General features: G+C 52.3%; 8 protein-coding genes. 2 read left to right on the top strand and 6 right to left on the bottom strand.

Annotation, left to right across the window (positions count from 1 at the left end; all coding sequences use genetic code 11):
* Nucleotides 1–224: 224 nt before the first annotated feature.
* The 6 genes from L5470_RS12530 to L5470_RS12505 form a co-directional block, all read right to left on the bottom strand.
* A complete protein-coding gene (locus L5470_RS12530; RefSeq protein WP_099799326.1) occupies nucleotides 225–908 on the bottom strand; it encodes a lysophospholipid acyltransferase family protein in 684 nt (227 codons plus the stop codon).
* Nucleotides 901–1038: a hypothetical protein gene (locus tag L5470_RS12525; RefSeq protein WP_157768358.1), complete on the bottom strand. Its 138-nt coding sequence runs from the start codon at nucleotides 1036–1038 to the stop codon at nucleotides 901–903. The genes L5470_RS12530 and L5470_RS12525 overlap by 8 nt, the downstream gene beginning before the upstream one ends.
* Nucleotides 1039–1070: 32 nt before the next feature.
* Nucleotides 1071–1634 carry a DUF2808 domain-containing protein gene (locus L5470_RS12520; RefSeq protein ID WP_499500163.1) on the bottom strand — a complete coding sequence of 188 codons (564 nt, stop codon included), beginning with the start codon at nucleotides 1632–1634 and terminating at the stop codon, nucleotides 1071–1073.
* Nucleotides 1635–1839: 205 nt separating this feature from the next.
* A complete protein-coding gene (locus tag L5470_RS12515; RefSeq protein WP_099799327.1) occupies nucleotides 1840–2121 on the bottom strand; it encodes a UPF0367 protein family in 282 nt (93 codons plus the stop codon).
* Nucleotides 2122–2173: 52 nt separating this feature from the next.
* On the bottom strand, nucleotides 2174–2965 hold the full coding sequence (locus L5470_RS12510) for an HAD family hydrolase (RefSeq protein ID WP_099799328.1): 792 nt from the start codon (nucleotides 2963–2965) through the stop codon (nucleotides 2174–2176).
* A 9-nt stretch (nucleotides 2966–2974) separates the two neighbouring features.
* Nucleotides 2975–3670, bottom strand: a complete 696-nt coding sequence (locus L5470_RS12505; protein WP_499500162.1) for an FxLYD domain-containing protein — start codon at nucleotides 3668–3670, stop codon at nucleotides 2975–2977.
* Nucleotides 3671–3861: 191 nt separating this feature from the next.
* Between L5470_RS12505 and L5470_RS12500 the strand changes: the two genes are divergently transcribed.
* The gene (locus tag L5470_RS12500) at nucleotides 3862–3993 is read left to right on the top strand and encodes a hypothetical protein (protein WP_499500161.1); all 132 of its coding nucleotides are present in this window, start codon (nucleotides 3862–3864) and stop codon (nucleotides 3991–3993) included.
* Nucleotides 3994–4021: 28 nt separating this feature from the next.
* The coding region (locus L5470_RS12495; RefSeq protein WP_499500160.1) for an RNA-guided endonuclease InsQ/TnpB family protein at nucleotides 4022–4579 on the top strand (558 nt) is incomplete at its 3' end.

The following is a 4579-nucleotide window of genomic DNA, read 5'->3' as shown; positions in this document are numbered from 1 at the left end:
TCTAATTGGCTAGTGTTGAAAAGCGCGAAACCACGAACCGAAACGTAAACGTAGTCCCAATAGCAGAAATGCTTGAGGTGAGTAGGGGGTCTTTGACTGCCCCCACCCGCATTAAGTTGTGGGTGACAGCTCAAGGGAAAAGCGAAGCAACGCGGCTTCAGCCCGTTGCGTAGCATCCTTTGGGAATCCCCTCTCTTTCAAGGAGGGGAGAAGTCAAGGGGTTGCTAGACGGAGCAGAGGTGGCGCTGCCGATGCTGTAGGCGTTGTAACGCAGCAAACAAATCCGCTGTCAACTGTTGTGCCGATAATTTCGGTTGATCTAGGGGATAGTTTGCCGTGGTTAAAGGGGCGCCAATGACTACGTTGACGTGGCTACTCCAGCGAGGATAGGGCTGGCTGTAGGTCAGCAAAATGGGGACAATGGTCACAGCAGTGCATCGCTGAGCGGCTTGGAACGCTAGACGAGCCAGACCGGGCTTGAGGGGCTGAATCTCAGGGGTACGGAAAATATTGCCCTCTGGGAAAACAACGAGTGCCTGCCCTTGCAACAAGAGTTCAACCCCAGTGCGTAGTGCGCTGACGGCTGGCGCTTGGGTATTCACTGGAAAACCACCGCATTGGCCAATGACCCAGCCTTGGAGCCCCAGCATCTCATCGTGAGACACCATAAAGTATAAATCTCGCCCCATTAGCCGTCGCCCAGCAACATAGGGAATAATCAAGGCATCCCAACGAGAACGATGGGTCGGGGCTAGGATAACCGGCCCAGATCGAGGGATATGGTGTTGTCCGTCCACGTCAATAGCGCGAAAGTAGCGTTGCAAGACTAAATCACCCGCCACCCAATACATCAGGGGGGTCAAAATGGGTGAAATGTGAGGCTGAGGGGGATGGAACACGCTAAACATTGACACAGCCAGTGAACAGAATCATAGAAAACTGCTGAGGCAGGTGGGTTTCAAGGAACGAGCTGGCGAGGGTGGCACGCCCTCGCCTTGAGTAAAGACCTAGGGCGATCGCCCCGGTAATCATCGCCATAGCCTACCAGTTCGCAAATTGTCAGGGCGGGGTTAATTGCGGGCAATACTCAGCACCCAAGTCCCGATGTAGCGCATCAACGGAATATCCCCCGGTGAGCCAATGCGGGCGTTGAAGTAGTACATCCCGCCATTGTTAGGGTTACGCACATTGTTGAGAATGACTTGAACCGTTGTACCGGCAGGAATAACTTCCGCAGGCACAATATCAATGACTCGGTTATCGCGATCAAGAGACACCTCGGCAAGTTTAATTTTTTTGCCGGGATCGCGGCGAAACTGGAAAAAGTTATTACTGCGATTGCCGCCAATCCTAACTTCAATGCCGCTGGGATCGATAATGCCACTGTAGTAATCGGGGTAGGTGATATTGATGCGGTTGATGGCAACCTTTTGCTGCCCAAGGCGTAGCCAGTAGCGATCGCCCATAAACCCCGGTGTGCCATTCTCCAGATGGTACTGCAATTGCTGCCGCCCGCTCGGCCCGTCGCCCCAGGTAAAGGTAAACCCTTGGTTCACTTGGGCATGGACAAGGGCAGGCATGGCAACGCTAACTGCACAACTGAGCAGCACTAACGCCGGAAGGAAACGCCGCATAGTAACCATAAAACACCCTCAAGGAGGTACAACACACCACAGATGCTCCAATGCTTAGACGGGGAGGATTCGCTGAACGTTCCCCTAGACCACTGCATGGAAGCGATCATGTTTCCGATGCAGATGCACGACTCTGTGATCCTTTGTATCCTAGCGACAAATCATCACATTCGATAAAGAAAGGTTAATTTTTTGTCAAAGGTTTTTAAGTGCTTGGCGGTTGAACGAGCTGAGCAAAGAAGCCACCGCGACTGCTGACGGCGGTAGAGGCATTCTTATCAGCTAGTTGCACTGCCACAATATCGGTGGTGAGCACGGTGAGTTTTTTGCCAACTTGGCGATCGCAGGTCAGCTCTAGCACCGTGGGCGTACCGCTGGCCATGGCCTGACAAACGGTCTGATACAGTGCTTCCGCAGCAGTTGTGTCTTTGCGTTCAACGCCAACAGGCATGGGGACATGGCGCAGAATTAAATCAATCGTGTACATAGCAGTCCAAATAACTGGCTAATTCTACTGTAGAACGCTCTGGAAACTTAGATCACAGACGGCTGGTGGCTGGCATAGTGAGCCATTGACGGTGGAGCGATCGCAACAGGGCAACATCGACAAAGGTGGTCCAGCCTACTTCGCCCTTCAGTACGCGGAAGGGGTAGTCTGGCTCTCCGAGACAGTCCAACACAAGGGCAGCGGCACGAAAATCGTGATCCTTGGTGTAGTCGGTGATGGTAATGATGGTGGCCAGATCGCTCGCCGCCGCTGCTTGGATACCGTTGGCAGAGTCTTCAAAGGCAAGGCACTCTTGGGGAGACAAGCGCATGTGCTCTAGGGCATACAAATAAATATCCGGTGCGGGTTTTTTGGCGGGTACCATATCCCCAGCCGCAATAAGTTCAAACCACTCTACGCCATCGCTCGCAAGGGCATTTTGCAGCAGAGCTGTGACGTTGGCGGGGGTTGTGGTGGTGGCGATCGCCAGTCGTAATCCCGCTTCACGGGCTTCGGTCAGTAATCGTTTCACTCCCGGCCTTAGGGGAATCGCGCCCTGAGCAAGTAGCTCGGTATAGTAGCGGGTCTTGGCTTTATGGAGATCGGCAATCAGGGCATCAAGATTTTGGGGGCGCGGCCAATCGGGGCGAAAACGATCTAGGTAGTACTTCATCCGCTCCTTACCGCCAGCAACCGTTAGCAGTTGGCCGTAGAGGGGGATATCCCACTCCCAGTCAAGCCCAGCAGCGGCAAAGGCTTTGTTAAAGGCAAGGCGGTGACCATCCCGCTCGGTATCTGCCAAGGTACCATCAACATCAAAAATTAAGGCTTTGAGATCCGTCATGATTCCCTGCTAGAGAAACGACTGCAGCTTTAGCAGCCGTGCCCGCACGGCCTGTAGGTTACCCACGGGTTCACGGAAATGCCACGTCTCCTCTGGGCCTAAACCATAGACCTGAACAGAGACTTGCCCCACGCGCTGCCCTCCCTTGTCAAACAGTTCAAAATCAGCTTGGACAAGGCGAAAACTGTCTTCGCTGTAATTTTTGAGGACACCAACTAAGAAGGGTGCCCCTCCCTCGATGTGCCACTTGTAGTCCGTCAACGTGACAGTTTGACGAGAGGACGCTGTGCCGATTAATGACTGCATTCGCTGCTGCTGCTGCCATTGTCCCATGTGGTAGCTAAAAATCACGAGGAGGCTGACAACGCCAGCGGCGATCGCCACCACCCAAGGGGCTGAGGATGCATAGGTGGGTTGGGATACCAGCGGCGTGGGACGCAGATCAATCACCTCTTCCCAGTCGGATTTGGGCGACCCTTGGATGCGGCCAATAATTTTAATGCGGTCAATGTCGTCGAGGTGAAACTGCCCTAAGCGCGACTTGAGCAAGTCCACTAAGGCCGCATAGTGGGCGATGGTTCCCGGCGGTTTGTTGAGGATGATATTCAGTTGGTTGCGAAACTGATTGACTTGCACAATCACCGAATGCTCGGACAATACCTCTTGCAGTGTTTCGCGAATTTGCTCAACTTGCAGTAGCCCCATGCCCCGAACCCCCACCGTTTGCCTGTGGATGACTGCTAACGCATATGTGCCAGTGTACACAACCTAGCGCGAAGGGGAATCCGTCAATTTACGGGAATTTACCGAAAAACGCCGTAAAGCCCCTAGCTTTAGCTATGGGGATATAAGGCGCATATTGTTTTATCAAGCTGAGTCTGTGATAAAATGGAACCATGAAAGTCATAGAAGCCAAGCTAAAGGGCACACAGGAGCAATATCAGTCTCTGGACGAAGCCATCCGTACCGCACAGTTTGTGCGCAACAAGTGTGTACGGTACTGGATAGATCGGCAAGGGCGTGGGTAGGAATGACCTCTACGCCCACTGCAAAACCTTGGGTCAAGAGTTTGATTTTGCTAAAAAGTTAAACTCAGCAGCCAGACAAGCAAGTGTAGAGCGAGCTTGGGCGTCTATTTCTCGCTTCTATACCAGCTGCAAAAACAAGGAGGCAAAGAAGGGATACCCCAAATTCAAGAAGCATTACCGCTCTGTAGAGTACAAGCTATCGGGTTGGAAGCTATCAGCGGATGGACTGTCCATCACCTTCACTGATGGCTTCAATGCAGGTACATTTGCCTTGTACTGCAATGGAGAGGCAAGACAGCATGTCCTCAACTCTAAAATCAACCGAGTGCGAGTGGTACGCAGAGCAGATGGGTACTATGCTCAATTCTGCTTGGATGTGGAGCGCAAAGAGCAAGGACAATACACAGGCAATGTCATCGGTATTGACTTGGGGTTAAAACACTTCTACACCGACCAGAACGGAAACACGGTCGATTGTCCTAAGTTTTTAAGACGTAGTGAACGGAGGTTAAAGCAACACCAACGTAGGTTAAGTAGGAAGTTCAAGAAAGGAGCCAAGCCTCAGTCCAAGAATTATCACAAGCAA

The organism is Synechococcus sp. PCC 6717, assembly GCF_022698185.1.
GTDB classification, from domain to species: Bacteria; Cyanobacteriota; Cyanobacteriia; order Thermosynechococcales; family Thermosynechococcaceae; genus Thermosynechococcus; species Thermosynechococcus lividus.
The sequence above is the reverse complement of the archived record's forward strand: the minus strand, read 5'-3'. Positions and strand labels throughout refer to the sequence as shown.

Excerpts from the sequence above, each read along its gene's own strand:
- L5470_RS12530 (WP_099799326.1), bottom strand. The coding sequence starts at position 908 with ATGTTTAGCGTGTTCCATCCCCCTCAGCCTCACATTTCACCCATTTTG.
- L5470_RS12525 (WP_157768358.1), bottom strand. The coding sequence starts at position 1,038 with ATGGCGATGATTACCGGGGCGATCGCCCTAGGTCTTTACTCAAGGCGA.
- L5470_RS12520 (WP_499500163.1), bottom strand. The coding sequence starts at position 1,634 with ATGCGGCGTTTCCTTCCGGCGTTAGTGCTGCTCAGTTGTGCAGTTAGC.
- L5470_RS12515 (WP_099799327.1), bottom strand. The coding sequence starts at position 2,121 with ATGTACACGATTGATTTAATTCTGCGCCATGTCCCCATGCCTGTTGGC.
- L5470_RS12510 (WP_099799328.1), bottom strand. The coding sequence starts at position 2,965 with ATGACGGATCTCAAAGCCTTAATTTTTGATGTTGATGGTACCTTGGCA.
- L5470_RS12505 (WP_499500162.1), bottom strand. The coding sequence starts at position 3,670 with ATGGGGCTACTGCAAGTTGAGCAAATTCGCGAAACACTGCAAGAGGTA.
- L5470_RS12500 (WP_499500161.1), top strand. The coding sequence starts at position 3,862 with ATGAAAGTCATAGAAGCCAAGCTAAAGGGCACACAGGAGCAATATCAG.